Annotated in this window: 25 protein-coding genes and 1 CRISPR repeat array; of the genes, 18 read left to right on the forward strand and 7 right to left on the reverse strand. The window is 66.4% G+C overall.

Annotation, left to right across the window (positions count from 1 at the left end; all coding sequences use genetic code 11):
* The first annotated feature begins 6 nt into the window (after positions 1–6).
* The 5 genes from QZ546_RS09990 to QZ546_RS10010 all read left to right on the forward strand — a co-directional run bounded on the left by QZ546_RS09990 (position 7) and on the right by QZ546_RS10010 (position 5,659).
* Positions 7–591 (forward strand): ABC-type transport auxiliary lipoprotein family protein, encoded by a 585-nt coding sequence (locus tag QZ546_RS09990; RefSeq protein WP_294236665.1) that lies wholly within the window; start codon positions 7–9, stop codon positions 589–591.
* Positions 592–854: 263 nt separating this feature from the next.
* On the forward strand, positions 855–2,339 hold the full coding sequence (locus tag QZ546_RS09995) for an efflux transporter outer membrane subunit (protein WP_294236667.1): 1,485 nt from the start codon (positions 855–857) through the stop codon (positions 2,337–2,339).
* Positions 2,339–3,733, forward strand: coding sequence for an efflux RND transporter periplasmic adaptor subunit (locus QZ546_RS10000; RefSeq protein WP_294236669.1), 1,395 nt, complete (start codon positions 2,339–2,341; stop codon positions 3,731–3,733). The genes QZ546_RS09995 and QZ546_RS10000 overlap by 1 nt, the downstream gene beginning before the upstream one ends.
* Positions 3,723–4,454 (forward strand): ABC transporter ATP-binding protein, encoded by a 732-nt coding sequence (locus QZ546_RS10005; protein ID WP_294236671.1) that lies wholly within the window; start codon positions 3,723–3,725, stop codon positions 4,452–4,454. Before QZ546_RS10000 ends, QZ546_RS10005 begins: the two co-directional genes overlap by 11 nt.
* The gene (locus QZ546_RS10010; protein WP_294236674.1) at positions 4,454–5,659 is read left to right on the forward strand and encodes an ABC transporter permease; all 1,206 of its coding nucleotides are present in this window, start codon (positions 4,454–4,456) and stop codon (positions 5,657–5,659) included. The genes QZ546_RS10005 and QZ546_RS10010 overlap by 1 nt, the downstream gene beginning before the upstream one ends.
* On the opposite strand, the gene QZ546_RS10015 is transcribed toward QZ546_RS10010, so the two are convergent.
* The 5 genes from QZ546_RS10015 to QZ546_RS10035 are packed head-to-tail and all read right to left on the reverse strand — an operon-like array spanning position 5,628 to position 10,919.
* Positions 5,628–6,248, reverse strand: a complete 621-nt coding sequence (locus QZ546_RS10015) for a nucleotidyltransferase family protein (protein ID WP_294236676.1) — start codon at positions 6,246–6,248, stop codon at positions 5,628–5,630. The two genes, QZ546_RS10010 and QZ546_RS10015, sit on opposite strands and share 32 nt — an antisense overlap.
* Positions 6,235–7,158, reverse strand: a complete 924-nt coding sequence (locus tag QZ546_RS10020) for an XdhC family protein (RefSeq protein WP_294236678.1) — start codon at positions 7,156–7,158, stop codon at positions 6,235–6,237. Before QZ546_RS10020 ends, QZ546_RS10015 begins: the two co-directional genes overlap by 14 nt.
* Positions 7,158–9,398, reverse strand: coding sequence for a xanthine dehydrogenase family protein molybdopterin-binding subunit (locus QZ546_RS10025; RefSeq protein ID WP_294236680.1), 2,241 nt, complete (start codon positions 9,396–9,398; stop codon positions 7,158–7,160). The genes QZ546_RS10020 and QZ546_RS10025 overlap by 1 nt, the downstream gene beginning before the upstream one ends.
* A gap of 4 nt (positions 9,399–9,402) precedes the next feature.
* Positions 9,403–10,386, reverse strand: a complete 984-nt coding sequence (locus QZ546_RS10030; RefSeq protein WP_294236682.1) for a xanthine dehydrogenase family protein subunit M — start codon at positions 10,384–10,386, stop codon at positions 9,403–9,405.
* A complete protein-coding gene (locus QZ546_RS10035) occupies positions 10,383–10,919 on the reverse strand; it encodes a 2Fe-2S iron-sulfur cluster-binding protein (protein ID WP_294236684.1) in 537 nt (178 codons plus the stop codon). The genes QZ546_RS10030 and QZ546_RS10035 overlap by 4 nt, the downstream gene beginning before the upstream one ends.
* 114 nt (positions 10,920–11,033) lie before the next feature.
* Between QZ546_RS10035 and QZ546_RS10040 the strand changes: the two genes are divergently transcribed.
* Both QZ546_RS10040 and QZ546_RS10045 read left to right on the forward strand, forming a co-directional pair.
* Positions 11,034–12,032, forward strand: a complete 999-nt coding sequence (locus QZ546_RS10040) for a glycerophosphodiester phosphodiesterase (RefSeq protein ID WP_294236686.1) — start codon at positions 11,034–11,036, stop codon at positions 12,030–12,032.
* Between the two features lie 14 nt (positions 12,033–12,046).
* Positions 12,047–12,349, forward strand: a complete 303-nt coding sequence (locus QZ546_RS10045) for a hypothetical protein (protein WP_294236687.1) — start codon at positions 12,047–12,049, stop codon at positions 12,347–12,349.
* Here the strand turns inward: QZ546_RS10045 and QZ546_RS10050 are convergent.
* Both QZ546_RS10050 and QZ546_RS10055 read right to left on the reverse strand, forming a co-directional pair.
* Positions 12,343–13,047: an alpha/beta fold hydrolase gene (locus QZ546_RS10050; RefSeq protein WP_294236689.1), complete on the reverse strand. Its 705-nt coding sequence runs from the start codon at positions 13,045–13,047 to the stop codon at positions 12,343–12,345. The genes QZ546_RS10045 and QZ546_RS10050 overlap by 7 nt on opposite strands.
* A complete protein-coding gene (locus tag QZ546_RS10055) occupies positions 13,044–13,739 on the reverse strand; it encodes a TIGR02117 family protein (RefSeq protein WP_294236691.1) in 696 nt (231 codons plus the stop codon). Before QZ546_RS10055 ends, QZ546_RS10050 begins: the two co-directional genes overlap by 4 nt.
* 14 nt (positions 13,740–13,753) lie before the next feature.
* On the opposite strand from QZ546_RS10055, the gene phhA reads away from it, so the two are divergent.
* The 11 genes from phhA to QZ546_RS10110 all read left to right on the forward strand — a co-directional run.
* On the forward strand, positions 13,754–14,623 hold the full coding sequence (gene phhA / locus QZ546_RS10060; protein WP_294236693.1) for a phenylalanine 4-monooxygenase: 870 nt from the start codon (positions 13,754–13,756) through the stop codon (positions 14,621–14,623).
* 136 nt (positions 14,624–14,759) lie between these two features.
* The gene (locus tag QZ546_RS10065; RefSeq protein ID WP_294236695.1) at positions 14,760–15,335 is read left to right on the forward strand and encodes an ATP-dependent Clp protease proteolytic subunit; all 576 of its coding nucleotides are present in this window, start codon (positions 14,760–14,762) and stop codon (positions 15,333–15,335) included.
* Positions 15,336–15,444: 109 nt separating this feature from the next.
* Positions 15,445–16,224, forward strand: coding sequence for a succinate dehydrogenase iron-sulfur subunit (locus QZ546_RS10070; RefSeq protein ID WP_294236697.1), 780 nt, complete (start codon positions 15,445–15,447; stop codon positions 16,222–16,224).
* Between the two features lie 287 nt (positions 16,225–16,511).
* Positions 16,512–17,636 (forward strand): cell division protein ZapE, encoded by a 1,125-nt coding sequence (zapE, locus tag QZ546_RS10075; RefSeq protein ID WP_294236698.1) that lies wholly within the window; start codon positions 16,512–16,514, stop codon positions 17,634–17,636.
* A 121-nt stretch (positions 17,637–17,757) separates the two neighbouring features.
* On the forward strand, positions 17,758–18,720 hold the full coding sequence (gene mdh / locus QZ546_RS10080; RefSeq protein ID WP_058715168.1) for a malate dehydrogenase: 963 nt from the start codon (positions 17,758–17,760) through the stop codon (positions 18,718–18,720).
* A gap of 54 nt (positions 18,721–18,774) precedes the next feature.
* Positions 18,775–19,071, forward strand: coding sequence for a GIY-YIG nuclease family protein (locus QZ546_RS10085; RefSeq protein WP_056436998.1), 297 nt, complete (start codon positions 18,775–18,777; stop codon positions 19,069–19,071).
* 56 nt (positions 19,072–19,127) lie between these two features.
* Positions 19,128–20,012: a succinate--CoA ligase subunit alpha gene (gene sucD / locus QZ546_RS10090; protein ID WP_042484035.1), complete on the forward strand. Its 885-nt coding sequence runs from the start codon at positions 19,128–19,130 to the stop codon at positions 20,010–20,012.
* Positions 20,013–20,142: 130 nt separating this feature from the next.
* The gene (locus QZ546_RS10095) at positions 20,143–23,124 is read left to right on the forward strand and encodes a 2-oxoglutarate dehydrogenase E1 component (protein ID WP_294236703.1); all 2,982 of its coding nucleotides are present in this window, start codon (positions 20,143–20,145) and stop codon (positions 23,122–23,124) included.
* A 114-nt stretch (positions 23,125–23,238) separates the two neighbouring features.
* The gene (gene odhB, locus QZ546_RS10100; protein ID WP_294236705.1) at positions 23,239–24,468 is read left to right on the forward strand and encodes a 2-oxoglutarate dehydrogenase complex dihydrolipoyllysine-residue succinyltransferase; all 1,230 of its coding nucleotides are present in this window, start codon (positions 23,239–23,241) and stop codon (positions 24,466–24,468) included.
* A 109-nt stretch (positions 24,469–24,577) separates the two neighbouring features.
* Positions 24,578–25,972, forward strand: coding sequence for a dihydrolipoyl dehydrogenase (lpdA, locus tag QZ546_RS10105; protein ID WP_294236706.1), 1,395 nt, complete (start codon positions 24,578–24,580; stop codon positions 25,970–25,972).
* A 171-nt stretch (positions 25,973–26,143) separates the two neighbouring features.
* A CRISPR array of direct repeats spans positions 26,144–26,443; the repeat unit is 36 nt; unit sequence GCTGCCGCTAGACCGCAATCTCTGAGCGGCTATACT.
* Positions 26,444–26,529: 86 nt separating this feature from the next.
* Positions 26,530–26,666: transposase (locus QZ546_RS10110; RefSeq protein ID WP_367113524.1), on the forward strand; the 137-nt coding region annotated here is incomplete at its 3' end.

Genomic DNA, 26,666 nt, shown 5'->3' on the forward strand with positions numbered 1-26,666 from the left:
ACCGTCATGAAGACTCCGCTGATCGTGATGCTCGCATCGCTTCCGCTCGCCGGCTGCATCAGCTTCGGTGCCAAGCCGCCGCCCTCGCTGCTGACGCTTCAGGCGCAGTCGGCACCCATGGTGGGCCAGACCCAGGATTCGGGGCCCGGCAAGTCGATCACGATCCAGGTGCCGTCGTCGCCGCAGGAACTGGCGACCGCGCGCGTGCCGGTGCAGGAGACGCCGACCAGCATCGCCTATGTGAAGAACGCGCAATGGGCCGAGCCGCCGACGCGGCTGTTCGCGCGGCTGGTGGCCGATACCATGACCGCGCGGGTCGGCCGGGTGGTCCTCTCGGCGCGCGACTCGATCGGCGATCCGGGCGACCGGCTGGGCGGCGAGCTGCGCCAGTTCGGCATGGACGCGACCCGGCGCGAGGCCATCGTGATGTTCGACGCCGCGCTGCAGCGCAATGGCCAGACCGGGATCGAAAAGCGCCGCTTCGAGGCCCGCGTGCCGGTCGGCCGCATCGACGCCGACAGCGTCGGCCCGGCGCTGAACCAGGCGGCCAACCAGGTCGCGCAGCAGGTTGCGGACTGGGTGGGGCGGTAAGACAGGTTGATCCTCCCCTGTAAGGGGAGGTGGCAGGCCGGAGGCCTGACGGAGGGGTGTCCCCCCTATCGAGAGCGGGACACCCCTCCACCATGCTGCGCATGGTCCCCCTCCCCTTGCAGGGGAGGAATTTTCTGGCGGCGGCGGGAACCAAATCGCTCTGAAAACGTGCTCGCCGAAATGACGGAAATCTATCGCATCCGTCACAATTTGCGACATAATCACACTGGACGGGGCGGTAAGCGCGCGGCACGTTCGCGCCCATGAAGCCTCGCAACTGCGTCCTTCTTTTGGCCCCAGCCATCACGCTGGCGGCCCTGTCGGCCTGTACGGTCGGTCCCGATTATCGCCCAGCCGCACCGGATGCGCTGGGCGTGCCCGCCAGCTGGTCGGTGCCCGCCGCCAATGCCCAGGCGCAGGATCTGAGCCGCTGGTGGCGCTCGTTCAACGATCCGCTGCTCGCCGAACTGGTCGAGCGGGCGGTGGTCGCCAATACCGATGTGGTGCAGGCCATCGCCCGGCTGCGTCAGGCGCGCGAAAGCCTGGTCCAGAGCCGCGCGACGTTGCTTCCCAACGTCTCGGGTTCGACCGGCTATCAGCGCAACGAAAATCTGCGCGGCGGCGGGCGCAGCTTCACTTTGCCCGACGGTACGGTGGTCGATACCGGCGGGGGTGGCAGCAACAGCTTCACCCTGGGCTTGTCGGCCAGCTATCAGGTCGGCCTGTTCGGTGAGATCCGCCGTACGGTCGAGGCCAGCCGGGCGACCTATGAAGGTGCCGGGTTCACCTATGCCGCCACGTTGCTGACCGTGGAAAGCGAACTGGCGCGCAACTATGTGCTCGCGCGGGCCTATCAGGCGCAGTTGGCCAATGCGCGGGCCAGCCTGGCGCTGCAGGACGACAATCTGGAGATTGCGGGGTTCCGCGTGCAGGCGGGCCTCGTCTCCTCGCTCGATGCGGAACAGGCGCGCAGCCAGCGGGCGCAGACCGCTGCTACGATCCCCAGCATCGAGCAGCAATATAACGCCGCCGTCTCGCGCCTGGGCGTGCTGACCGCACAGGCCCCCGGTGCGCTGAAGGCGCGGCTGGAGGCGGTGCGGCCCATTCCGAACGGCCCCGCCGTGATCGGCGTCGGCATCCCGGCCGATGTGCTGCGCCGCCGTCCCGATGTCCGCGCGGCCGAGCGCAACCTGGCCGCCGCGACCGCGCGGATCGGCGTGGCGCAGGCCGCGCTCTATCCTGCGCTCGCCATTTCGGGAAATCTCAACACCGCGGCGACCAGCATCGGCTCGCTGGGCGACGCGATCACCGGCAGCCTGTTTGCGGGCCTGACCCAGGCGATCTTCAATGGCGGCCGACTGCGCAGCCAGGTGCGGAACGCCCAGGCACTCGCCGACCAGGCCTATGCCGCCTATCAGGGCACCGTCCTGCTGGCGCTGGAGGATGTCGAGAATGCGATCGTCGCGCTCAACACCGCGCGGGAGCGGGAACGGCAATTCGCGATCCAGCTGGATGCGGCGCGCAACTCGGCGATCCTGGCGCGCAGCCAGTATCGCACCGGCCTGACCGACTTCACCACCCTGTCGCAGCAGGAGGCGGCGCTGCTGAGCGCACAAAACGGGCTGGTGCAGGCCCGCTCCGACGCCGCGACCGCGCAGGTCCAGCTGTTCGCCGCGCTCGGCGGCGGCTGGGACGCGACCACCACACCCGAAGCGCCCCTGCGCGCGCCAACCCCGGACAACCGCTGATGGCCGACCAGACTCTCGACGATTTCCTGGGCGTGAAGCCGCAGCCGCGCTGGCGCAAATGGGTGCAGTGGGGCGTCGTCGTCATCGGCGTCGTGCTGCTGGCGCTGGCGCTGAAAAGCTGTTTCGGCGGCAATAAGGATGCGGGCTATGCCACCGCGTCGGTCACGCGCGGCAACCTGACCGTCACCGTCTCCGCCACCGGCAAGCTCGCCCCGACCAGCCAGGTGACGGTGGGCTCGCAGCTGTCCGGCCTGGTGACGAAGGTCGTGGTGGACGTGAACGACCGGGTAAAGGCGGGCGAGGCACTGGCGCTGATCGACCCCGAACAGATTGACGACCAGATCCGTGCCGGACAGGCGACGCTGAACGCCAATGTCGCGCAGGTGGCACAGGCCCGCGCGACCGTCGCGGAATCGCAGGCGCAACTCGCGCGGCTGGAGCAGGTCTACAAGCTGTCCAACGGCCGCGTGCCCTCCGCCACCGAACTCCAGGCGGGCCGCGCGGATGCGCAGCGTGCGGTCGCGGCGCTCCGGGTGGCCGAGGCCAATGTCGCCGCCGCCCGCGCGCAGCTGGCCCAGTCGCAGACGCAGCGCCAGCGTGCGATCATCCGCTCGCCCGTGTCCGGCGTGGTGCTGGCGCGGCAGGTCGATCCGGGCCAGACGGTCGCGGCGTCGTTCAATACGCCGACCCTGTTCGTCATCGCCGAAGACCTGACCAAGATGAAGCTGGAGGTCGCGATCGACGAGGCCGATGTCGGTCAGGTGAAGATGGGGCAAAAGGCCAATTTCACCGTCGACGCCTTTCCGGGGCGCACCTTCCCCGCCACCATCACGCGGGTCGACCTGGGATCGAACCTGACGGTCAGCGCGGCGAGTTCGTCCGCCTCGTCCTCGACCAGCGGGGCGACGTCGACCACCGGACAGGTGGTCAGCTATGCCGCCGACCTGACGGTGGCCAATCCCGACCTGCAATTGCGGCCGGGCATGACCGCGACCGCCGATATCGTGACGTCGGACAAGCGGAACGTGATGCTGATCCCGAACGCCGCTCTGCGCTTCCAGCCGTCGGACGGCGCGGGCCAGGGCGGCGGCGGCATCGCCGGTTCGCTGACCTTCCGCCCGCGTCGCGACCGGGCCGCCCGCACCGCGACCGTGCAGCGCGGCGCGACCCAGACCGTCTATGTCCAGGGCGCGGACGGCAAGCCGCAGCCGGTGCAGATCGTCACCGGCGACTCCAATGGCATGATGACCGAAGTGCTGTCGGGGGATCTGAAACCCGGTATGCAAGTCATCACGAGCCAGTTGGCGGGCGGCGAGAGCGCCCCGCGTGGCGGCGGCGGCCAGCGGCGCCAGGGTGGCGGCCAGCAGGGCGGCGGGGGCGGTGGTGGCCGCTGACGCCCCGCTCATCCAGCTTCGCGGCGTCACCAAGACCTATGGAATGGGGGCCACCCAGTTCCAGGCGCTGAAGGGCGTCGACCTGGACATCGCCGCCGGGGACTTCGTCGCGGTGATGGGTCCCTCGGGATCGGGCAAGTCGACCACGATGAACATCCTGGGCTGTCTCGACGTGCCCAGCGGCGGCAATTTCCTGTTCCGCGGCCATCATGTCGAGACGCTGGACCGCGACCAGCGGGCGATGCTGCGGCGGCGCTATCTGGGCTTCGTATTCCAGGGGTTCAACCTGCTCTCGCGCACCACCGCGCTGGAGAATGTGGAGCTGCCCTTGCTCTATCGCGGTGAGGACAAGAAGACCCGGCGTGACCTGGGCATGGCGGCGCTGGAGAAGGTCGGGCTCGACCAATGGTGGGACCATACCCCCGCCGAACTGTCGGGCGGGCAGCAGCAGCGCGTGGCGATCGCGCGCGCCATCGTCACCAGCCCCGACGTGCTGCTCGCTGACGAGCCGACCGGCAATCTCGATTCCGAACGTTCGGTGGAGATCATGGAGTTGCTGACCGGGCTCAACCGGGACAGCGGCATCACCGTCCTGATGGTCACGCACGAGCCCGATATGGCGGCCTTTGCGCGCACCGTCATCCACTTCAAGGACGGGCTGGTCGATCGTGTTGAGGCACAGCACCGGCCAGGTGTCGTACCGGAAATGGATGGGCACTGATGTTCGGCACCACGCTCATTCTCGCGATCCGGTCGATCCGGCGACACGTTCTACGCTCGTTCCTGACGACGCTGGGCATCATTATCGGCGTCGGCGCGGTGGTGACCATGGTGACGCTGGGCAAGGCCACCACGGCCGCCGTGCAGCAGTCCATCTCGTCGCTGGGCACCAACATCCTGCAGGTCCGCCCCGGCCAGGGCTTCGGGCGCGGCGGCGGCGGCCCGCGCCCGCCCGACTTCAAGCCCGAGGATGTCTCGGCCATCGCCGATCAGATTGCGGGCGTAACGGCGGTCGCCCCGCAGGCGCAGACCAGCGCGACCGCCATCTATGAGGGCGCGAACTGGTCGACGACCGTCACCGGCACGACCTTGGCCTATTTCACCGTCCAGCCCTGGCCGCTGGCCTCGAGGCGGCTCTGGACCCCGGCCGAGCAGGCGTCGGGCAAGGCGGTGTGCATCATCGGCAATACGGTGCGCAAGAACCTGTTCCCCAGCACCGATGCGGTCGGCAAGCGCTTCCGCATCGGCGCGATCAGTTGCGACGTGGTCGGTGTGCTGACGACGCGCGGGCAGGGGGGCTTCGGCGACCAGGACGATGTCGTCCTGATGCCGATCAAGGCGGTGCAGCGGCGCTTCACCGGCAGTCGCGATATTCGCCTGATGCTGGTCGGCGTCGATCAGGCCTATTCGACCAGCGCGGTCCAGGCCTCGCTGACCTCGCTGCTGCGCGAGCGGCGCAACATCACCGGCGACAAGGCCGAGGATTTCAACATCTTCGATACCAAGCAGATCAGCGACACGCTGACCAGCACGACGACGATGCTGACCCGCATCGTCGCGGCGGTGGCGGCGATCAGCCTGGTGGTGGGCGGCATCGGCATCATGAACATCATGCTGGTGTCGGTCACCGAGCGGACGCGCGAGATCGGCATCCGCCTGGCCATCGGTGCGGTCGCGCGCGAGGTGCTGATGCAATTCCTGGTCGAGGCGGTGGTGCTGTCTTGCCTGGGCGGGATCATCGGCCTGATCCTGGCGCAGGCGATCATCGCCGCGCTGGTGCCGTTGATGCAGGTGCCGTGGACCTTCGACCTGCAGATCAACGTCGTCGCCTTTGCGATCTCGGCGGTGATCGGGGTGGTCTTCGGCTATTTCCCGGCGCGGCGGGCGGCGGCGCTCAATCCGATCGATGCTCTACGGCACGAGTGATCCGCTCGGGCGCGTGGACGAGCTGGCGCAGGCGCTCCAGATCCTCGGGCGTGTCGATGTCGATCAGCTCGGCGGGCGCAGTGACGACATGGCGTCCGCCGGCGACCAACTGGCGGGCGCCCTCGTCGCCCTTCAGTTGCAGCAGGGCGTCGAACCGGCCTGATCCGAAGACGCCGGGCGGGGTGGGGTGTTCGCCATTGCTCGACACGACGACCGCGTCGGGTCCGTCAAAGGCGTCGAACAGGCGATAGATATGCGCCGCCGTCACGCGCGGCATATCGGCCAGCGCAACCAATATCGCCTTGGGGCCGGCCTTCATCGCCTCTCGCACTCCCAGATGCAGCGAGAAGGACATGCCCTTGGCGATGTCATCATTGTGGATCACGCGGTAGCCGCGCGCGGCGAAGTCGAGCTGGCAGCCGTCCGTCACGACGATCCGGTCGGCAAAGGGAATGCTCTCCAGCGCGGTGGTGACGTGCAAGCCGACCGGCTTGCCGAGGAACTCGGCCTCCAGCTTGTTCGCCATCCCGAAGCGGCTCGACTGTCCCGCCGCCAGCAGGACCAGCACCACATCCTCAGCGTCGATCATGAAAGGCTCCTATCATCGCCGCCGCGATCGACAGGGCGATCTCGGAGGGACCGATCGCCCCGATGTCCAGCCCGACCGGGCCGTCGATCCGGTCGATCGCTGCCAGGGGAACGCCCATCGCCGCCAGACGCTCCCGCCGCGCGGCATGGCTGCGACGACTGCCCAGCGCGCCGACATAGGCGGTGTCGTGGGCGAGGGCGGCGACCAGGGCGGGATCGTCGATCTTGGTGTCATGGCTCAGCGTCACCACGGCGGTGGCGGGGCCGGGGGCATAGGCGGCGACCGCCTCGTCCGGCCAGCGATCGTCGAGCGTGATGCCGGGAAAGCGCTCCTCGGTCAGGAAGCGGGCGCGCGGGTCGATGACGGTGGTGGCGATACCCAGCGTCTGCGCGAGTTGCGCCAGGCTCTGCGCGATCTGCACCGCGCCGACGATCAGCAAGCGACGCGGCGGGTCGTAGCGATTGGCGAAGACCTCGCCGGTCTCGACCGGGCGCAGGTCCGCATGGCCGGTCGCCAGGTCGGTGGTGACGGTCAGCGACCGGCCCGCCGCGCGCGCTTCGGCGATGCGGTCGAAGAGTTCGGGGTCGAAGCCGTCCGCCGACACCGGCTGCACCATCACCGCGATTTCGCCGCCACAGGGCAGGCCGACTTCCCAGGCGGAGGCGTCCGCCACGCCGTAGCGCTTTACCTGGAACGGCGCGCCCGCGATCACCTCGGCGGCGGTGTGCAGGATGTCGTTCTCGACACAGCCGCCCGAAACCGACCCCTCGAACCGGCCGTCGGCGTGGACCAGCATATGGCTGCCGCGCGGACGCGGGGCTGAGCCCCAGGTCGACACCACCGTCGCTATCGCCATCTTCTCGCCCCGCCATTCGCGTGCGGCGGCGAGGACGCTGTCATTCTCGCTCATCAAAGCGCCGGGAGATGATCGAGCAGCTTGTCGAGCGTCACCGGCATCTCGCGCACCCGGATGCCGGTCGCGTTGTAGATGGCGTTGACGACGGCGGGCGCCGCGCCGGAAATGCCCAACTCGCCGATCCCCTTGGCGTGGATCGGATTGGCATGGATGTCCCGCTCGTCGAGGAAATGGACTTCCAGCTGGGGCACATCGGCATTCACCGGTACATGATATTCGGCCAAGTCGTGATTGACCAGCTTGCCAGTGCGCGGATCGTGGATCAGCTCCTCGGTCAGCGCGGTGCCGATGCCGAAGGTCATGCCGCCCAGGCACTGCGAGCGCGCCGTTTTGGCGTTGAGCACGCGCCCCGCCGCGAACACGCCCAGCATCCGCCGCACGCGCACTTCGCCGGTGACGACATTCACGCCGACCTCGGCGAAATGCGCGCCATAGCTGGCCTGCTGGAACTGCTTTTCCTGCTGCCCCGGCTTGATCTCGCCGATCGCGGACAGGCCGTCCTGGCCGACCAGTTCGCTGAGCGGCACCGAGCGGTTGTCGCCGATCGCCATGCCGTCCTTCAGGGTCAGGCCATCTGCCTCGACACCCATCGCCTTGGCCAGCTTCTCGCGCACCCGCTCGGCGGCGAGGTACACCGCCGACCCGGCGGAAGCCGCGCCCCAGGAGCCACCCGAACCGGCGGCGGGGGGATCATTGGTGTCGCCCAGCGACATGCTGACCTTCTCGACCGGCAGGCCCAGGATCTCGGCGGCGATCTGCGCCATGATCGTATAGCTGCCCGTGCCGATATCGGTCATCGCCGAGGACACGGTCGCGGTCCCGTCGGCATGGAGTTCGACCTTGGCGGCGGACTGCTGCAACTGGTTGGAGCGGCAGGCAGCGGCGACACCCATGCCGATCAGCCACTCGCCCTCGCGCCGCGTGCCCGGTGCCTGACGCCAGTCCCAGCCGAAATGCTTCGCGCCCTCCTCTAGCGAACGGGTCAGGTTGCGCGAGGAATAGGGAACCTTGAGTTCCGGGTCCTGTTCGGGATCGTTGACCTTGCGCAGCGCGATCGGGTCCATGCCGATCGCCTCGGCCAGCTCGTCCATTGCGCATTCCATGCCGACCATGCCGACCGCCTCGCCCGGCGCACGCATCGAGCCCGACAGCGTCCAGTTCAGCCGGACCACGTCATGATTGATCCGCCGATTTTCACCCGCATAGAGGAAGTGGGTGCCGATCCCGACGGGCTCGAAGAAATCCTCGTCGGGCAGGTTGGAGGTGATCGCCTCATGCCCCAGCGCGACGAGCCGGCCGCCTGCTTCGGCACCTAGGCGCATCCGCTGTTCGGTGTTGGAGCGGCGGACGGTCGCGTCGAACACCTGCTGGCGCAGCATCACCGCCTTGACCGGGCGACCCAGCCGCTTGGCGGCGATGGCGGCGGCGACGCTTTCGGGCGCGATGCCCAGCTTCGACCCGAAGCCGCCACCGATATAGCGCGAGATGATCCGCACCTTGGATTCCGATACGCCCAGCGCCTTGGCCAGCTGCTGCGCGTCGGAGGTCGGCATCTGGTATGCGCCGTAGAGCGTCAGTGCGCCGTCCTCCCACACCGCGATCGAGGCGTGCGGCTCCATCGCCGCCGAGTTCTGGCTGGGGGTGGTGTAGGTGACGTCGACCTTGACCGCGGCATTCTCGAACGCCTGGTCGAAATCGCCCTGGTCGTAATGGCCCTTGATCAGGCCATCGGGGGCGGGTTCGGCCTTGTCCTTGTTCGCCTCGTAATCGAACGCGCCGTCGTCGAGCGGTTCATACTCGACCTTCAGGCGCTTAGCGGCGTCGCGTGCGACCTCGAAGCTCTCGGCGACGACGATCGCGATGATCTCGCCGAAATAGTCGATGGTGCGGACGCCCTGGGTTGGCGCCTCGGTCTCCCCGCCCTGCTGCGAGTTGCGGATGAAGGTGTCGTAATCGGTGATGACGTCGATGACGCCGGGGATGGCCTTCGCCGCATCGGCGTCGATCGCCTTGATCTTCGCATGGCCCTTGGTCGCGCTGACGAGGACGCCGTGCGCGATATTCTCGATCGCATATTCGGCGGCATAGGTGGCGGTGCCCGTCACCTTTTTCGGGCCGTCCACCCGGTCGAGCGGTTTGGAAATCACCCCTTGCACGCCCGTATCGAGCAGGCTGTCGGGATGCGGCCGATCCATGGTCAGCGCGTTCGTGTCGTCCTTGCCGAGTCCGAACATGGGATCAGCCCTCCTGAGTCAGTTCGCGGAGCGTCGCGACCAGCGTGCGGCGCGTCAGCGGAATCTTGAAGTCGTTCGAGCCATAGCCCCTGGCATCGGCCAGCAGCGCATCGGCGGCGGCGTTGAATACCGCATCGGTTGGTGCCTGCCCGACGAGCGTGGTCTCCACCGCCTCATTGCGCCAGGGCATCGGACCAAGTCCGCCGAATGCTAGACGCGCCGAGGCGATCTTGCCACCCTCGACCGCGACGATCCCGGCGACCGAGACCAGCGCAAAGGCGTAGGAGGCGCGGTCGCGCACCTTGCGATAGGTCTGGCGGCCTTCCGGGGCAGGCGGCAGTTCGACATGGGTGATGAGCTCGCCCGGCTCCAGCACATTCTCGATCTCGGGCGTGGCGCCGGGCAGGCGATAGAAGTCGCCGATCGCGATGCGGCGGCGGTCGCCGTCTGGCTTTTGCGTGACGATCACCGCCTCCAACGCGCGCATGGCGACGGCCATGTCGCTGGGATGCGTGGCGATACACTGGTCGGAGGTGCCGAGGATCGCGAGGATGCGGTTCTCGCCGCTAATCGCCGAACAGCCGCTGCCCGGCTCGCGCTTGTTGCAGGCGCAAGCGGGGTCGTAGAAATAATAGCAGCGCGTCCGCTGGAGCAGATTGCCCCCGGTCGAGGCCTTGTTTCGAAGCTGTCCCGAGGCGCCTGCGAGCAGCGCACGGGAGAGGATCGGGTAATGCTCGATCACGCGCGGGTCGGCAGCGAGGTCGCTATTGGGCACCAGCGCGCCGATGGTCAGCCCGCCATCCTCGCGCTCCTCGATTCCGCCCAAGTCCAGGCGGGTGATGTCGATCAGCGTGTCGGGCGTCTCGACCTGCAATTTCATCAGGTCGAGCAGGTTGGTGCCGCCTGCGATAAAGCGCGCACCCGGCACCGCGCCGTCGCGGGTGGCGGTTTCGACCGAGTCGGCGCGGGCATAGTCGAACAGCTTCATGCCGCGACCTCCCGACCCACATCCTCATTGGGGTTGCGGTCGCCCAGCCCCGCCACCTCGCGGATCGCATCGACGATATTGGGATAGGCGGCACAGCGGCACAGATTGCCGCTCATCCGCTCAGAGATTTCCTCTGGCGTCAGCTCGGCCTGCCCAAGGTCTTCGGTGACATGGCTGGGCCAGCCCTTCTCCACTTCGTCCATCATGCCGACTGCCGAACAGATCTGGCCCGGCGTGCAATAGCCGCACTGGAAGCCGTCGTGTCGCACGAATGCGTCCTGGAGCGGATGGAGGTTGCCCGGCTGGCCCAGCCCCTCGATGGTGGTGATCTCGTCATCCTGATGCATCACGGCCAGCGTCAGGCAGCTGTTGATCCGGCGGCCATTGACCAGCATGGTGCAGGCGCCGCACTGGCCATGGTCGCAGCCTTTTTTGGAGCCCGTCAGCCCCAGATGCTCGCGGCAGAGGTCGAGCAGCGAGGTTCGGACATCGACGTCGATGTCATGCGATTGACCATTGATTGTGAAATGCATGGGCGCATCCCCTCTGGGATTAGAATTGGATGAAACAACGCCATGAATCTGTTGCGTTTCCCGTTGCGAACCACTCTCATTGCCGCGGTCCTCGTCATGGGGCAGGGTGAGGCCATGTCCGCCGACGCCCCCAAGCCGCTCTCCTCTCCCATCGTCATCGCCCATCGCGGCGCCAGCGGAGAGCGCCCCGAGCACACGCTGGCCGCCTATGACCTCGCCATCCGTGAGGGCGCCGACGTGATCGAGCCCGATCTGGTGCCGACCAAGGACGGCCATCTGGTCGCGCGGCATGAGAACGAGATTTCGGGCACCACCGACGTCGCGTCACACCCGGAGTTCGCCGATCGCAAGACGACCAACACGATCGACGGTCAGGCCGAAACCGGTTGGTTCACCGAGGATTTCACGCTGGCCGAGCTGAAAACCCTACGCGCCCGCGAACGCCTGCCGCAGCTGCGCTCGACCGCCTATGACGGCCAGTTCCAGATTCCGACGCTGGAGGAGATCATCGCGCTCGCCAAGCAGCGGACGAAGGAGACCGGGCGCACCATCTCCATCTATCCCGAGACCAAGCACCCGACCTATTTCGCGTCGATCGGCAAGGGCACCGATGCGCCTTTGGTCGCCGCGCTAGAAAAGGCGGGCTGGACGACGGCGGATGCGCCGGTGTTCATCCAGTCGTTCGAGGTGAACAATCTGAAGCACCTGAAGACCATGACCGGCATCCGCCTGATCCAGCTGGTCGCGGGCGAGGACGGCCCGGCGGACAAGGCCGCGCCCAGCTATGCCGCGATGATGACGCCCGAGGGGCTGAAACAGGTCGCGACCTATGCCTGGGGCATCGGGCCCGACAAGGCGATGCTGTGGAAAGGCGATGCGCCCACCACGCTGGTGGCGGACGCCCATAAGGCGGGGCTGCGCGTTCATCCCTGGACCTATCGCGCGGAGAATGCTTTCGTGCGTCCGGCTTTCCGCAAGGGCACCGATCCCAAGGCGCATGGCGACGTCGCGGGCGAGATTCGCGCCGCGCTGGGCCAGGGCATCGACGGTTTCTTCACCGATTTCCCGCAAATCGGCGTAGAAACGCGCAACGCTTTTTTGCGCGCCCGCTGAAAGACCGAACGACCATGCGTGATCTTGCCCTGAAACTCGCCGTCCTGACCCTGCCGCTCAGCCTGGGAGGTTGCGTCAAGACGGTCGCCAGCGTCGTGAAGGCGCCGTTCCAGGCGGCGGGGCAGGTGGTCGACTGGACGACGACCAGCCAGTCGGAGGCGGACCGCAATTATGGCCGCAAGATGCGCAAGCAGGAAGCCAAGGAAGGCCGTGAGCGCCGCGAATATGAAAAGCAGTGCCGCAAGCACCCCGAGCAATGCCAGCAGCAGGGTCAGCAAGGCCAGCAGGGCTATGACGGCTATCGCGCCGGTTACTGACCGCTGACGGGCGGCGGCCATCCTGCGAGGATGGTCGCCACCGCCGCCAGCACCTGCGGCCGGTGCTGGACCCATAAATGGCTGGACGTGACCTCGACCGCCGGGGTCGTGTCGTCGCGGCAGATATTGCCTGCGACCAGCCCGTCGCTACGGCTCCAGATCGCCGCCGATGGACAGGGCAGCGGCCCTGCGATCGCGGCCGAGCGGGCCAGGACGGCGGGATCGTCCACCCGCTCGCCGGTCAGATGCTCGAAGGCGCGCCAGACATTGGTCGCCCGCGCCGGGCCCGCATAGGGCGAGGCGATGGTGATGACCCCCGCGACCAGATCCGGGCGGGCCTGCGCCACCATCCGTGCGATGATCCCGCCCAGGCTGATGCCGATCAGCGTGACCGGGCCGTTGTCGGCCAGCGATTCCAGGCGCGCGATCAGCCGCCCGGCATCCGGCCCGACGCTACGGATACCCAGATTTCGGCCCAGCCCCCAGTCATGGACGCGATAGCCCTTGCCGGTCAGGTACCGGCGCAGGACGACCGTGGCCTTGTCGGTATTGACCAGGCCGGGCAGCACCATCACCGTCCGCCCGTCTCCTTCCGGCGCGGCGGCGAGTAGTGCGCGGTGCCGCCACCAGGTCACGCCCATCCACAGCGCACGCGGCAGCTCGGCGGCCCAGAGCGCCTTCGACGGTGGCGGGATCACAGCCACCCCATCACCGTCCACGGAAAGGGCGTCCACCACCCCATCCGCACCCCCGCCGCCGCCAGCGCATCGCCGGTCCAGCTGTTGCAGGTATGTGCGGCGCTGTATCGCCCGTTCGCGTCGTAAAAGGCATCATACACGTCATAGCCCGGATAATGCGACCCGCCACGCCGCCAGCTCGATTGGACGAAGCCGACGAGGCGGCGATAGGCGTCCGGCGACAGGCGCAGCATCCGCACATCCTTGCCATTGGCACGGGGCAGGGGCAGGTGATCGACATGGATCAGCGTCCGGTCGCTGCCCAGCGCGGCGCGCAGGATCGTTCCCGGCTTCACGTCGCGCCAATGCGGCGTTTCGCGGAAGAAACCCGCCTCGCCCCAGCCGATGGCGAGGAAGGGAAAGCCCGCATAGCGCGGATCGCGCAAATCCTGTCCCGGCGCCCAGTCGCGCCAGTCGATGCCCGCCGCCTGTTTGGGCAGGATGATCGCGGTGTGGATCGCGCTCGACTCGACAAAGATGGTGACGGCATCCGCGCCCGCCTCCGGCATCGGCACGGTCGCGCGCGGGATCGCCCCCAGGGCCAGCCCAGCGGCCAGATAGGCCAGCAGCATCAGGCCGATAGCGGCCAGCGCCTCCCTTGCAACGCGCCCCAGCCGTCGCCACGATATGGTTTCATTTGTCACCACCCTCATGATAGGCTCCGCGAATGGCACAGGATACCCATGTTCTCGCCGCTCCGCCCGAAGGGGCTGCCGCCGACTGGACGATCCCGCAAGGGTGGGACCATTACACGGCGGAGGACCATGCGACCTGGGATACGCTGTTCGCGCGCCAATCGAAACTGCTGCCGGGGCGCGCATCGGAGGCGTATCTGCGCGGCCTCGACGTGCTGAAGCTGTCGCGGCCGGGCATTCCCGATTTTGAGGAATTGTCCGACCGGCTGATGAAACTCACCGGGTGGCAGGTGGTGGCGGTGCCAGGGCTGGTGCCTGACGATGTGTTCTTCGACCATATGGCCAATCGCCGTTTCGTCGCGGGCAATTTCATCCGGCGGCCCGATCAGCTCGATTACCTGCAGGAGCCGGACGTCTTCCACGACGTGTTCGGCCATGTGCCGATGCTCGCCGATCCGGTCTTCGCCGATTATCTCGCCGCCTATGGGCGCGGCGGACAGCGGGCGCTGGGCATGGACGCGCTGAAATATCTCGGGCGGCTTTACTGGTATACGGTCGAGTTCGGGCTGGTGCGCGAGGATGGGAACTTGCGCATCTATGGCGCGGGGATCGTGTCGAGCTATGCCGAAAGCCGTTTCGCGCTGGAGGACCCGAGCCCCAACCGGATCGGCTTCGACCTGAAGCGGGTGATGCGCACCGAATACCGGATCGACGATTTCCAGCAGAATTACTTCGTGATCCCGAGCTATGAGGAATTGCTCCGCAGCACGCTGGAGACGGATTTCGCGCCGCTTTATGCAGAGATCAAGGCTCTGCCGGATATTCCGGTAGCGGAGTTTGTGGACGGCGATGACGTGGTGACGCACGGGACGCAAGATTATGCGAGGGGTAAGCTGGGATAGGGTTTCCCTTGGGCTTCGACTTCGCTCAGCCTGAACGGGGGGCTAATATCAGCATCCGTTCAGCCTGAGCGAAGTCGAAGGCCACGCCCGAACCGCAGAACCGGAACCTTATCCCCCAACCCCGGTTCGCACCCCCATGCACGACCAGCCCAACAGAGCGGTGAAATACCCGCTGCTCGCTCAGCCCCATATCCAGCTCTACGGCACCGTGGACGAGATGATGTATGCCGGGTTCAAGGACCAGCTCGCCGCCGCGCCGACCGACGGGCCGCTGGTCGTGTCGATCACCACGTTGGGCGGCGACCCGGAGATGGCGCGGGCGATGGGCGACTCGATCCGGCTGCTGCGCGACTATACGGGGCGCGAGACGCTGTTCCTGGGCAAGGTCGCGGTCTATTCGGCGGGGGCGACCTTCATGTCCGCCTTTCCGGTCGAGTATCGCTTCCTGACGCGCGGCACCCGGCTGATGCTGCACGAGCGGCAGATGAGCGGCAGCATCGACCTGTCGGGCCCGCTGACCAACCTGCCGGTGGTGCTGAAGGCCAAGCTGCACGAGATCGAGCAGTCTGTCCTGATCCAGGAGGAGGGCTTCCGCGCCATCGTCAACGGATCGCAGGTGACGTTCGAGACGCTGCAGGAAAAGGCGCGCAGCAACTGGTACATCGACGCCGAAGAGGCCCGCGACCTGGGCCTCGTCCTTGATGTGATCTGAAGCAGCGCCTAAATCGGTCAAGACATTTGCGACATGCGCCCCTGTCATGTATCGGCGGGAGCGATCCTTTGCCGACACGCCTGTCGGCCCATCCAGCGGGTTTGTGACCATGGCCGAATTTGCCCTGCCGAAGAACAGCGTCATCAAGAAGGGCGAAACGCACAAGGCGACCACCGGCGGCCGCCTGAAAAAGTTCAAGGTCTATCGCTACGACCCCGACTCGGGCCAGAACCCGCGCTACGACACGTTTGAGGTCGATCTGGACGAATGCGGTCCGATGGTGCTCGACGCGCTGATCAAGATGAAGGCGGAGCAGGACAGCTCGCTGACCTTCCGCCGCTCGTGCCGCGAGGGCATTTGCGGATCGTGCGCGATGAACATCGACGGCCGCAACGGCCTGGCCTGCACCACCGCGATCGAGGATGTGAAGGGCACGGTCCAGATCACCCCGCTGCCGCATATGGACGTGGTCAAGGACCTGGTCCCCGATTTCACCCATTTCTACGCGCAGTATGCGTCGATCAAGCCGTGGCTCCAGACCGTGTCGCCCGCCCCCTCGGGCAAGGAGCGGCTCCAGTCGCCGGAGGATCGCTCCAAGCTGGACGGCCTGTACGAGTGCATCCTGTGCGCCTGCTGCTCGACCTCGTGCCCCAGCTATTGGTGGAACAGCGACAAGTTTCTGGGCCCAGCGATCCTGCTCCAGGCCTATCGCTGGCTGGCCGACAGCCGTGACGAGATGACCGGCGAGCGCCTGGACGAGCTGGAAGATCCCTTCCGCCTGTATCGTTGCCACACGATCATGAACTGCGCGAATGTCTGCCCCAAGGGTCTGAACCCGGCCAAGGCGATCGCGGAAATCAAGAAGATGGAGGCCGAGCGGATCATCTGATCCGCCGGGGTTCGATGGAAACAGGAAGGGGGTCGGAAACGGCCCCTTTTTTCATTCCTCCCCAAGCACAGCTTGGGGAGGGGGTGTGCGGGCGAAATTGTGCCCCCGGCACAATCTTGGCTTGCCGGGGGCAAGCCAAAGCTCGCACACGCGTTAGCGATGGTGGAGGGGCAGTATCCTCAACGAAGCGGTGACACCCCTCCGTCAGCCCTGCGGGCTGCCACCTCCCCTTGCAGGGGAGGAATGGGGTTGACGGAACCAGGCTCGGGGCAGACATCGCCCCCAACATGCCCGACATCCTCAACGCCTATCATCGCCTGGTCTCCGCCGAAGAGCTTCGCCCCGATCCCGAACAGGCCGCTGCCGCCGCCCGACTCGAGCAACTCGCGACCGAACTCGAAACCCCGCGCAAGACCGGCTTTCTCGCCCGCCTGACCGGCAAGGGCACGCCCGCGCCCAAGGGCGTCTATCTCTGGGGTGATGTCGGGCGCGGCAAGTCGATGCTGATGGACCTGTTCTTCGACCATGTCGCGGTCGAGGCCAAGCGCCGCGTCCATTTCGCCGAGTTCATGCTGGAGGTCCACGCCCGCATCGCCACCGAGCGCGCCAAGCAGGCGGGGGACCCGATCGCGCCCGTCGCCGCCGCGCTGGCCGAGGAAGTCCGGCTGCTGGCGTTCGACGAGATGATGGTGACGAACAGCCCCGATGCGATGATTCTGTCGCGGCTGTTCACCGCGTTGATCGAGGCGGGGGTGACGATCGTCACCACCTCCAACCGGCCGCCCAGGGACCTCTACAAGAACGGGCTCAACCGCGAGCATTTCCTGCCGTTCATCGCGCTGATCGAGGAGCGGCTGGACGTGCTGGCCCTGAACGGCCCGACCGATTACCGGCGCGACCGGCTGGGGCGGCTCGACACCTGGCTGGTGCCCAATGGGCCGAAGGCTACGATGACGCTGTCGGCGGCCTTCTTCCGCCTGACCGACTATCCGGTCGAGGATGCCGCGCATGTGCCCAGCGAGGACCTGAAGGTCGGCGGGCGCGTGCTGCATGTCCCCAAGGCGCTGAAGGGCGTCGCGGTCTTCTCCTTCAAGCGGCTGTGCGGCGAGGCGCGGGGGGCGGCGGATTATCTGGCGGTGGCACGGCGTTTCCACACCGTCATCTTGGTCGGCATCCCCAAGCTGGGGCCGGAGAATCGCAACGAGGCGGCGCGCTTCGTCCAGTTGATCGACGCGCTCTACGAACACAAGGTCAAGCTGCTCGCCGCAGCGGACGCGCAGCCCGCCGAACTCTATGAAACCGGGGACGGTCGCTTCGAGTTCGAGCGCACGATCAGCCGGTTGGAAGAGATGCGCTCAGAGGAGTATCTGGCCCAGGGTCACGGCTCCGATGACGGGGTAATGACGCCTTAATGCAGTTGCGAACCATTATCTTTTAAAATCTTAAACTCTGTGGAATAACGGTTGCCCCGACGCCCCAATAGGCGTAGGCCGCGTGACCAATCACGTACGTCCACTACGGAGTAGGATTGGAATGGCTCGCAAGAAGATCGCGCTGATCGGCGCCGGCAACATCGGCGGCACGCTCGCGCACCTCGCCGCGCTCAAGGGGCTGGGCGATATCGTCCTGTTCGACGTCGTCGAGGGCGTGCCCCAGGGCAAGGCGCTCGACCTGTCGCAGTGCGGCCCGGTCGAAGGCTTCGACGCGAATATCAAGGGCTCCAACGACTATGCCGACATCGCGGGCGCCGATGTCATCATCGTCACCGCCGGTGTCGCGCGCAAGCCCGGCATGAGCCGCGACGACCTGCTCGGCATCAACCTGAAGGTGATGAAGGCGGTCGGCGAAGGCATCCGCGACAACGCCCCCGACGCGTTCGTCATCTGCATCACCAACCCGCTCGACGCGATGGTCTGGGCGCTGCGCGAATTCTCGGGTCTGCCCGCGAACAAGGTCGTCGGCATGGCGGGCGTGCTCGACTCGGCGCGCTTCTCGCACTTCCTTGCGGAAGAGTTCGGCGTGTCGGTGAAGGACGTGAACACCTTCGTGCTCGGCGGGCACGGCGACACGATGGTCCCGGTCCTGGAATATTCGACCGTCAGCGGCATCCCGGTCAGCGACCTGATCGAGATGGGCTTCTCGACCAAGGAAAAGGTCGACGAGATCATCAAGCGCACCCGTGGCGGCGGCGGCGAGATCGTCGCGCTGCTGAAGACCGGCTCGGCTTACTATGCGCCCGCCACCAGCGGCATCGCGATGGCCGAGGCGTATCTGTACGACCAGAAGCGCATCCTGCCGGCCGCCGCGCACCTGTCGGGTGAGTATGGTATCGACAACCTCTATGTCGGCGTGCCCGTCGTGATCGGCGCCGGTGGCGTCGAGAAGGTCGTCGAGGTCAAGCTGTCGGACGAGGCGAAGGCCAACCTTCAGGTCTCGGTCGACGCGGTCAAGGAACTGCTCGTGGCCTGCAAGGGCATCGACGAGAGCCTGGCCTGATCCATTCCCTTGTGCCCCGGCGAAGGCCGGGGCCCAGTTGGGAAGGCGTTTGAGATGGAGCGACCGGGCTATGTCTATATCATGGCCAGCGATCGCAACGGGACGCTCTATCTCGGTGTGACCAGCAACCTTGCCCGGCGCGTGCTTCAGCATCGCGACGGGGTGGTTGCCGGGTTCACGCGAAAACATCGCTGTCATCGCCTCGTCTGGTTCGAGGCGCATGAGAGCATCGAATCAGCACGGCAGCGCGAGCTGCGGATGAAAGAATGGAAGCGGGCCTGGAAGCTGCGGGAAATCGAAGGGCTCAATCCCGACTGGGATGATCTTTACGACCGGATCGCACTGCCATGATCGTTTCCCCAACTGGGCCCCGGCCTTCGCCGGGGAACAAGAGGAAGAGAAGTTAGATGAGCATCCTCGTCAACAAGAACACCAAGGTCATCACCCAGGGCATGACGGGTGAAACCGGCACGTTCCACACCCAGCAGGCGCTGGCGTATGGCACGCAGATGGTCGGCGGCGTGACGCCGGGCAAGGGCGGCACCGAGCATATCGGCCTGCCGGTCTTCAACACCGTCGCCGAAGCCAAGTCGAAGACGGGCGCCGATGCGTCGGTCATCTATGTGCCGCCGCCCTTCGCGGCCGACTCGATCCTGGAAGCGATCGACGCGGAGATTCCGCTGATCGTCGCGATCACCGAGGGCATTCCGGTCCTCGACATGGTCAAGGTGAAGCGTGCCCTGTCGGGTTCGAAGTCGCGCCTGATCGGTCCGAACTGCCCGGGCGTGCTGACGCCGGGCGAGTGCAAGATCGGCATCATGCCGGGTTCGATCTTCAAGAAGGGCTCGGTCGGCGTCGTGTCGCGTTCGGGAACCCTGACCTATGAGGCGGTGTTCCAGACCTCGAACGCAGGGCTCGGTCAGACGACCGCGGTCGGCATCGGCGGCGATCCCGTCAACGGCACCAACTTCATCGACGTGCTCGAGTTGTTCCTGGCCGATGACGAGACCCAGTCGATCATCATGATCGGCGAGATCGGCGGCTCGGCGGAAGAGGAAGCCGCGCAGTTCCTGCGTGACGAAGCCAAGCGCGGCCGTTCGAAGCCGATGGCCGGCTTCATCGCGGGCCGCACCGCGCCTCCGGGCCGTCGCATGGGCCATGCCGGTGCGATCGTGTCGGGCGGCCAGGGCGGCGCCGAGGACAAGATCGCGGCGATGGAAGCGGCCGGGATCAAGGTCGCGGCCAGCCCGTCGGAACTCGGCTCGACCCTGCTGTCGGTGCTGAACAAGTAAGGCGTATCGCGTCACCCCGGCACACCCGCCGGGGTCCGTGGCGGCAGGCGGGCCGCTCGCGGCTGCGGACCCCAGGCGGATGTGCCGGGGTGGCGATCATGAAGAAGTCGAGCGGTCGAGGAAGCGTCTCATGGGCTACGAAGGCCAGGATTTCAGCGATATCGCGGCGGGCGTCAGCCCCGCCTTCATCGAAGCGCTCTATGCCAAATATCAGGCCGACTCCGCGTCGGTCGATGCGGGCTGGCGGACCTTCTTCGACGGTCTGGAGCAGGGCGTCGGCGCCCCCAGCTGGCAGAACAAGCGCTGGCCGCTGACCTCGACCGACGATCTGACGGCGGGCCTCGACCCGACGCAGATGGAACCCGCGCCCAAGCCCGCCAAGGGTGGCAAGCCCGCCCCGGCGGCAGCGGCCGCCGCAGCGCCCTCGACCGCCGACATCGTCAAGGCGGCGGGCGACGCGATTCGCGCGCAGATGCTGATCCGCACCTACCGGGTGCGCGGTCACCTGGCGGCGAACCTCGACCCGCTGGGCCTGTCGGGCCTGCGTGAGTTGCCCGAGGACTTGAAGACCGAATATCACGGCTTCACCGACGCCGATCTCGACCGCAAGGTCTATCTGGGCGGCACGATGGGCTTCGAATGGGCGACCGTTCGCGAGCTGGTCGACACGCTGCGCAAGAATTATTGCGGCAATATCGGCCTGGAATATATGCACATCGCGGACGTGGAGGAGCGTCGCTTCCTCCAGGACCGGATGGAGGGCCAGAACAAGGCGATCGACTTCACCGTCGATGGCAAGAAGGCGATCCTGAACAAGGTCATCGAGGCTGAGCAGTGGGAAAAGTTCCTCGGCAAGAAGTACGTCGGCACCAAGCGCTTCGGCCTGGACGGCGGCGAATCGATGATCCCCGCGCTGGAATCGGTCATCAAGTACGGTGGCCAGATGGGCGTGCGCGAGATCGTGTTCGGCATGGCGCATCGCGGCCGTCTGAACGTGCTGGCCAATGTGATGGCCAAGCCGTTGCGCGTGATCTTCCACGAATTCGCCGGTGGCTCGGCCAACCCTGATGACATCGGCGGTTCGGGCGACGTGAAGTACCACCTCGGCACCTCGACCGACCGTGAGTTCGACGGCCACAAGGTCCATATGTCGCTGGTCGCCAACCCCTCGCACCTCGAGGCGGTGAACCCGGTCGTGCTGGGCAAGACCCGCGCGATCCAGACGATCGCGGGCGACCTGACCGATCACGCCGCCTCGGTGCCGGTGCTGATCCATGGCGACGCGGCGTTCGCTGGCCAGGGCATCGTGTGGGAGTGCCTCGGCTTCTCCGGCATCCGTGGCTATAACACCGGCGGCTGCGTCCACTTCATCATCAACAACCAGGTGGGCTTCACCACCTCGCCGCAGTTCGCGCGCTCCTCGCCCTATCCGTCGGACGTGGCCAAGGGCGTCCAGGCGCCGGTCTTCCACGTCAATGGCGACGATCCCGAGGCGGTGACCTTCGCCACCAAGATGGCGATCGAGTTCCGCCAGAAGTTTCACCGCGACATCGTGATCGACATGTGGTGCTATCGCCGCTTCGGTCATAACGAAGGCGACGAGCCGGGCTTCACCCAGCCGCTGATGTATAACAAGATCCGCTCGCACCCCGGTGTCAGCGAGATCTACTCGAAGCGCCTCGTGTCCGAGGGCGTGGTCGACCAGGCCTGGGTCGACGAGAACATCAAGCAGTACACCACGCGCTGTGAAGGCGAGTTCGAGGCGGGCCAGAGCTATAAGCCCAACAAGGCCGACTGGTTCGCCGGTCGCTGGTCGGGCCTGTCGGCGCCGAAGGAGACCGATCAAGGCCGCCGCAACGTGGAGACCGGCCTCGACAAGAAGCTGTTCGACGCGATCGGCCGCACGCTGACCACGATCCCAGAAGGGTTGCAGGTCCACAAGACGCTCAACCGCGTGCTCGATGCCAAGCGCCAGATGTTCACGACCGGCGAGAATTTCGACTGGGCGACCGGCGAGGCGCTGGCCTTCGGTTCGCTGCTGTCGGAAGGTTACGGAGTCCGCCTGTCGGGTCAGGATTCGGGTCGCGGCACCTTCTCGCAGCGTCACGCGGTCTGGGTCGACCAGACCGACGAGCATAAATATGTGCCGCTCAAGACCGTCGAGCATGGCAGCTTCGAGGTGCTGGACAGCCCGCTGTCCGAGTATGGCGTACTCGGCTTCGAATATGGCTATGCGCTGGCCGATCCGAAGACTTTGGTGCTGTGGGAGGCGCAGTTCGGCGACTTCGTCAACGGCGCACAGATCATGATCGACCAGTTCATCACGAGCGGAGAGTCCAAGTGGCTGCGCGCCAACGGCCTCGTGATGCTGCTGCCGCATGGCTATGAAGGGCAGGGGCCGGAGCACTCCTCCGCGCGTCCCGAGCGCTTCCTCCAGTCCTGCGCGGGCGACAATATCCAGGTTGCGAACTGCACCACCCCGGCCAACTATTTCCACCTGTTGCGCCGCCAGATGCACCGCAATTTCCGCAAGCCCCTCATCATCTTCACGCCCAAGTCGCTGCTGCGTCACAAGCTGGCGGTGTCGAAGGCCGAGGATTTCCAGGGCGAGAGCCACTTCCGCCGCCTGCTGTCGGACACCAACGGTGCCGCCGACGAGGCGACGACGCGGCTGGTCCTGTGCACCGGCAAGGTCGCCTATGACCTGATCGAGGCACGCGATGCGGCGGGCGATACCACGACCCAGATCGTGCGTGTCGAGCAGCTCTATCCGTTCCCGAGCGATGCGCTCGCCAAGCGGATCGCTCGGATGCCGAACCTGCAGGACGTGGTCTGGGCGCAGGAAGAGCCGAAGAACAATGGTTACTGGTTCTTCGTCGAGCCGCTGATCGAGGAAGCGCTGGCCGAGGCCGGGGCGTCGGTGAAGCGGGCGCGCTATGCGGGTCGTGCGGCGGCGGCATCGCCCGCCACCGGCCTGATGAAGCGCCACACCGCCGAGCAGGGCGCGCTGGTCGCCGATGCGCTGGGCCACAATGTCCGCGAGGAAATCCGCCGGACGCGCGCCGAGGGCAGCAACACCACCGCCAAGCCGACCACGGCGGCAGCGGACTGATCTTAACCGAGTTCCCCGGCTCTTGGATGGGCCGGGGAGGGATGAAATCTGGCGCGGGCGCTTTGCCCGCCCGCGTAAGAGCCCCGGTCGGTGGACCGGGCGGAGGAAATGGAAATGGCGACTGAAGTTCTGGTCCCGGTGCTGGGCGAATCGATCTCCGAGGCGACGCTGGGCGAATGGCTGAAGCAGCCGGGTGACGCGGTGGCGGTCGACGAGCCGATCGCGAGCCTGGAGACCGACAAGGTCTCGGTCGAAGTGCCCTCGCCGGTGGCGGGTGTCATGGGTGAGCATGCCGTGAAGGTCGGCGACACGGTGCAGGTCGGCGCGCTGCTGGCGACCGTCGATGCGGGTGGCTCGGCGCCGGCCAAGACTGAAGCGGCAACCCCGGCCGTTGCCGCGACCCCGGCCGCTGCTCCGGCACCTGCGGCGGCTCCGGTCGCTGACGAGTCGAGCGACTCGCCCGCAGCACTCTCGCCGTCGGTCCGCCGTGCGGTGCTCGAGCATGGCCTCGACCCCGCGACGATCAAGGGCACCGGCAAGGACGGCCGCATCACCAAGGAAGACGTTGCCGCCGCCGCCGCCAACAAGTCGAGCGCCCCGGCTCCGGCCGCCGCTGCTCCGGCCGCTGCCCCCGCCGGTTCGGCGCGCAAGGAAGAGCGCGTGAAGATGACGCGCCTGCGTCAGACGATCGCCAAGCGCCTGAAGGAAGCGCAGAACACCGCCGCGATGCTGACGACGTTCAACGACGTCGACATGACCGCGGTGATCGAAGCGCGCGCCAAGTATAAGGATCTGTTCGAGAAGAAGCATGGCGTTCGCCTGGGCTTCATGGGCTTCTTCGTGAAGGCCGCGACGATGGCGCTGAAGGACATTCCGTCGGTCAATGCCTCGATCGAGGGCGATGAGATCGTCTATCACGACTATGCCGACATCTCGGTCGCCGTCTCGGCCCCGAATGGCCTGGTCGTGCCGGTCATCCGCGATGCGCAGGACCTGACGGTTGCCGGCATCGAAAAGACGATCGGCGACTTCGGCAAGCGCGCCAAGGACGGCACGCTGAAGATGGAAGAGATGAAGGGCGGCACCTTCACCATCTCCAACGGCGGCGTGTTCGGTTCGCTGATGTCGACTCCGATCATCAACCCACCCCAGTCGGCGGTTCTGGGCCTCCACCGTATCGAGGAGCGTCCGGTCGTCGTCGACGGCCAGATCGTCATCCGCCCGATGATGTACCTGGCGCTGTCCTATGACCACCGCATCATCGACGGCCGCGAGGCGGTGACCTTCCTCGTCGCGCTGAAGAATGCGATCCAGGACCCGACCCGCATCCTGATCGACCTCTGATCGTTTCGTGATCTATACGGACCCTTGCACCGGCGAGGGTCCGTTATTGCTGTGATAGGCGGGTGCGCCCGCAGGCTGGACCCCGAACGCCGGGGAACGGGAGAGACAAATGGCTGAGTATGACTATGACGTCCTGGTGATCGGCGCTGGCCCCGGCGGCTATGTCGCGGCGATCCGCGCGGCGCAGCTGGGCCTGAAGACCGCGTGCGCCGAGGCGCGCGAGACGCTGGGCGGCACCTGCCTCAATGTCGGCTGCATCCCGTCCAAGGCGCTGCTGCACGCCTCCGAACTGTTCGAGGAAGCGAGCCACGGCACCTTCGCCAAGTTCGGCGTCGAGATCGCGGGCGCGAAGCTCAACCTCGACCAGATGCACGCCGAAAAGGCCAAGGCGGTCGGCGAGCTGACCGGCGGCATCGAATATCTGTTCAAGAAGAACAAGGTCACCTGGCTGAAGGGCAAGGCCGCGTTCCAGGATTCGAGCACGGTCACGGTCGGCGACCAGACCGTCACCGCGCGCGACATCGTGATCGCGACCGGCTCGGTCGTGACCCCGCTGCCGGGCGTCACTATCGACCAGAAGGTCGTGGTCGACTCGACCGGCGCGCTGGCACTGCCCAAGGTGCCGGAGCATCTGGTCGTCATCGGCGGCGGCGTGATCGGGCTGGAGCTGGGCTCGGTCTGGCGTCGTCTGGGGGCCAAGGTCACGGTCGTCGAATATCTCGATCAGATTCTCCCCGGCTTCGACGGCGAGGTCCGCAAGGAATCGGCCAAGCTGTTCAAGAAGCAGGGCATGGAGCTGAAGACCTCGACCAAGGTGACCGGCGTCACCGTCGAGGGCGACCGCGCGACCGTGTCGGTCGAACCGGCGGCTGGCGGCGCGGCGGAAACGCTGTCGGCCGACGCCGTACTGGTCGCGATCGGCCGCAAGCCGAACACTGACGGGCTGAACCTCGAAGCGGCGGGCGTGAAGCTCAATGGGCGTGGCCAGGTCGAGATCGATCATGACTTCGCGACCAATGTCGACGGCGTCTGGGCGATCGGCGACGTGGCGCCGGGCCTGATGCTCGCGCACAAGGCCGAGGACGAAGGCGTTGCGGTGGCCGAGAACATCGCGGGCCAGACCGGCATCGTGAACCACGACGTCATCCCCAGCGTCGTCTACACCATGCCCGAAATCGCCGGTGTCGGCCTGTCGGAAGAAGCCGCCAAGGCGCGCGGCGAGGTCAAGGTCGGCAAGTTCCCCTTCATGGCGAACAGCCGTGCCAAGACCAACCGCGACACCGACGGCTTCGTGAAGGTCATCGCCGACGCCAAGACCGACCGCGTGCTGGGTGTGTGGATCATCTCGTCGCTCGCCGGCACGATGATCGCCCAGGCCGCCCAGGCGATGGAATTCGGCGCGACGTCCGAGGACATCGCGTACACCTGCCACGCACACCCGACCCATGCCGAGGCGCTCAAGGAAGCCGCCATGGCGGTGCAGGGCAAGCCGATCCATATCTGATCGGCTTTCGAGCGGATAATGTAGGGGGCGGACACCGGGGGTGTCTGCCCCTTTTTTTGTCACGTTTCGATGAATGCGATGGTCCTGATCGTTCTTCTGCGGGAGGGGCGCGCTGTGGGGCGGCAGTTGTATTCTGCAAATTATTGCGTTTACTGTGTCCGGAGAAGGCAGTCTGCAGTTGGACCGCAATCTCTGAGCGGCTATACTATGCCTCCCATGCGCTGGTCGTCATTTTCTGCTGCCGCTAGACCGCAATCTCTGAGCGGCTATACTCACGCGCCACGTCGGCTCACGCTTCAGAGGGCTGCCGCTAGACCGCAATCTCTGAGCGGCTATACTCCGCCTGCGCGATGAAGCGTGCCTTGGCATGCTGCCGCTAGACCGCAATCTCTGAGCGGCTATACTTCCGAGCGCATTTGGTCCAGGCGCCATTGAGCTGCCGCTAGACCGCAATCTCTGAGCGGCTATACTCGCCCGCCGCCGGTTGCGGATCCATAGCGCGCTGCCGCTAGAGGCTGTTATGGACTTGAGAGGTTTGCTGCTTCATCCAAGGTGGGATGAGCATTTGCCGCAAGCCGTATCCATCTGACGTGAGCGACGAGGAATGGTTGCTGGTTGCACCGTACCTGCTGCTGCAACGCGAGGATGCCGGGCAGCGGGAGCATGACCTGCGGGAGGTGTTCAACGGCCTTCG

The organism is uncultured Sphingomonas sp., from assembly GCF_913062585.1.
Lineage (GTDB): Bacteria > Pseudomonadota > Alphaproteobacteria > Sphingomonadales > Sphingomonadaceae > Sphingomonas.

What these genes read in the sequence shown, in the direction of transcription:
- QZ546_RS09990 (WP_294236665.1), top strand. Translation starts at nt 7, where the DNA reads ATGAAGACTCCGCTGATCGTGATGCTCGCATCGCTTCCGCTCGCCGGC.
- QZ546_RS09995 (WP_294236667.1), top strand. Translation starts at nt 855, where the DNA reads ATGAAGCCTCGCAACTGCGTCCTTCTTTTGGCCCCAGCCATCACGCTG.
- QZ546_RS10000 (WP_294236669.1), top strand. Translation starts at nt 2,339, where the DNA reads ATGGCCGACCAGACTCTCGACGATTTCCTGGGCGTGAAGCCGCAGCCG.
- QZ546_RS10010 (WP_294236674.1), top strand. Translation starts at nt 4,454, where the DNA reads ATGTTCGGCACCACGCTCATTCTCGCGATCCGGTCGATCCGGCGACAC.
- QZ546_RS10015 (WP_294236676.1), bottom strand. Translation starts at nt 6,248, where the DNA reads ATGATCGACGCTGAGGATGTGGTGCTGGTCCTGCTGGCGGCGGGACAG.
- QZ546_RS10020 (WP_294236678.1), bottom strand. Translation starts at nt 7,158, where the DNA reads ATGAGCGAGAATGACAGCGTCCTCGCCGCCGCACGCGAATGGCGGGGC.
- QZ546_RS10025 (WP_294236680.1), bottom strand. Translation starts at nt 9,398, where the DNA reads ATGTTCGGACTCGGCAAGGACGACACGAACGCGCTGACCATGGATCGG.
- QZ546_RS10030 (WP_294236682.1), bottom strand. Translation starts at nt 10,386, where the DNA reads ATGAAGCTGTTCGACTATGCCCGCGCCGACTCGGTCGAAACCGCCACC.
- QZ546_RS10035 (WP_294236684.1), bottom strand. Translation starts at nt 10,919, where the DNA reads ATGCATTTCACAATCAATGGTCAATCGCATGACATCGACGTCGATGTC.
- QZ546_RS10040 (WP_294236686.1), top strand. Translation starts at nt 11,034, where the DNA reads ATGTCCGCCGACGCCCCCAAGCCGCTCTCCTCTCCCATCGTCATCGCC.
- QZ546_RS10045 (WP_294236687.1), top strand. Translation starts at nt 12,047, where the DNA reads ATGCGTGATCTTGCCCTGAAACTCGCCGTCCTGACCCTGCCGCTCAGC.
- QZ546_RS10055 (WP_294236691.1), bottom strand. Translation starts at nt 13,739, where the DNA reads ATGAGGGTGGTGACAAATGAAACCATATCGTGGCGACGGCTGGGGCGC.
- phhA (WP_294236693.1), top strand. Translation starts at nt 13,754, where the DNA reads ATGGCACAGGATACCCATGTTCTCGCCGCTCCGCCCGAAGGGGCTGCC.
- QZ546_RS10065 (WP_294236695.1), top strand. Translation starts at nt 14,760, where the DNA reads ATGCACGACCAGCCCAACAGAGCGGTGAAATACCCGCTGCTCGCTCAG.
- QZ546_RS10070 (WP_294236697.1), top strand. Translation starts at nt 15,445, where the DNA reads ATGGCCGAATTTGCCCTGCCGAAGAACAGCGTCATCAAGAAGGGCGAA.
- zapE (WP_294236698.1), top strand. Translation starts at nt 16,512, where the DNA reads ATGCCCGACATCCTCAACGCCTATCATCGCCTGGTCTCCGCCGAAGAG.
- mdh (WP_058715168.1), top strand. Translation starts at nt 17,758, where the DNA reads ATGGCTCGCAAGAAGATCGCGCTGATCGGCGCCGGCAACATCGGCGGC.
- QZ546_RS10085 (WP_056436998.1), top strand. Translation starts at nt 18,775, where the DNA reads ATGGAGCGACCGGGCTATGTCTATATCATGGCCAGCGATCGCAACGGG.
- sucD (WP_042484035.1), top strand. Translation starts at nt 19,128, where the DNA reads ATGAGCATCCTCGTCAACAAGAACACCAAGGTCATCACCCAGGGCATG.
- QZ546_RS10095 (WP_294236703.1), top strand. Translation starts at nt 20,143, where the DNA reads ATGGGCTACGAAGGCCAGGATTTCAGCGATATCGCGGCGGGCGTCAGC.
- odhB (WP_294236705.1), top strand. Translation starts at nt 23,239, where the DNA reads ATGGCGACTGAAGTTCTGGTCCCGGTGCTGGGCGAATCGATCTCCGAG.
- lpdA (WP_294236706.1), top strand. Translation starts at nt 24,578, where the DNA reads ATGGCTGAGTATGACTATGACGTCCTGGTGATCGGCGCTGGCCCCGGC.